This window comes from Rhodococcus sp. AW25M09 (assembly GCF_000333955.1).
Lineage (GTDB): Bacteria > Actinomycetota > Actinomycetes > Mycobacteriales > Mycobacteriaceae > Rhodococcoides.
Window position 1 is genome coordinate 1 of record NZ_CAPS01000156.1, and the last position, 1,551, is coordinate 1,551.

Annotated in this window: 1 protein-coding gene; it reads left to right on the forward strand. The window is 66.5% G+C overall.

Annotated features, from left to right (window positions below; translation table 11 throughout):
• The coding region (locus tag RHODMAR_RS26715; protein WP_008720965.1) for an acetyl/propionyl/methylcrotonyl-CoA carboxylase subunit alpha at positions 1–1,551 on the forward strand (1,551 nt) is incomplete at both ends.

The window sequence follows — 1,551 nt, forward strand, 5'->3', positions numbered from 1 at the left end:
ACGCCATCCACCCCGGCTACGGCTTCCTCTCCGAGAACGCCGACTTCGCCCAAGCCGTCCTCGACGCCGGCCTGATCTGGATCGGACCCTCCCCACAGTCGATCCGCGATCTCGGTGACAAGGTCACCGCCCGCCACATCGCCGCCCGCGCGAAAGCCCCCTCCGTCCCGGGCACCTCCGAACCGGTGAAAGACGCCGACGAAATCCTGGCGTTCGTCGACGACCACGGACTCCCGATCGCCATCAAAGCCGCATTCGGTGGCGGCGGCCGCGGCATGAAAGTGGCCCGCACCCGCGAGGAAATCCCCGAACTGTTCGAATCCGCGACCCGCGAAGCCGTCGCCGCGTTCGGGCGTGGGGAATGCTTCGTCGAACGCTACCTCGACAAACCACGCCACGTCGAAGCGCAGGTCATCGCCGATCAGCACGGCAACGTCATCGTCGCCGGCACCCGCGACTGCTCCCTGCAACGCCGCTTCCAGAAACTCGTCGAAGAAGCCCCCGCCCCGTTCCTCACCGACGCCCAACGCAAAGAAATCCACTCGAGCGCCAAAGCGATCTGCCTCGAAGCCGGCTACTACGGAGCCGGCACCGTCGAATACCTCGTCGGGCAAGACGGCCTGGTGTCCTTCCTGGAAGTCAATACCCGCCTGCAGGTCGAGCACCCCGTCACCGAGGAAACCTCCGGCATCGACCTGGTGCTGCAACAGTTCGCCATCGCCAACGGCGAAGAACTGTCCATCACCGAAGACCCGACCCCGCGGGGGCATTCGTTCGAGTTCCGAATCAACGGCGAAGACGCCGGACGCGGGTTCCTGCCCGCCCCCGGACCGGTCACCACCTTCACCGCCCCCTCCGGCCCGGGCGTCCGTGTCGATTCCGGGGTGGAATCGGGTTCGGTGATCGGCGGCCAGTTCGATTCGATGCTCGCCAAACTGATCGTCACCGGCGCCACCCGCGAACAAGCCCTGGCCCGCTCGCGGCGCGCACTGGCCGAATTCGATGTTCAAGGTCTGGCGACGGTGATCCCGTTCCATGCTGCGGTGGTCTCCGATCCCGCGTTCATCGGTGACGGGGACTCGTTCTCGGTGCACACCCGGTGGATCGAAACCGAATGGGACAATCAGGTGCCCCCGTTCACCGCCGGGCAACCGATCGACGAGGAGGAGCTGCTGCCGCGTCGCACCGTCGTCGTCGAGGTCGGTGGCCGACGCGTCGAGGTGTCACTGCCCGGCGAGCTCTCCCTCGGCAGCGGTGGCAGCACCGGTGGCCGCAATGGTGCGGTGCGTCGTAAACCGAAGGCCCGCACCCGCGGCGGAGCCGGAGCCGGAGCTGCGTCCGGGGATGCGGTCACCGCACCGATGCAGGGCACCGTCGTCAAAGTCGCTGTCGAAGAAGGCCACACCGTCGAAGCAGGCGATCTCATCGCCGTCCTCGAAGCGATGAAAATGGAAAACCCCGTCACCGCCCACAAAGCAGGCACCATCACCGGCCTCACCGTCACCGCAGGCGACGCCATCACCCAAGGCACCGTCCTCACCGAAATCAAAT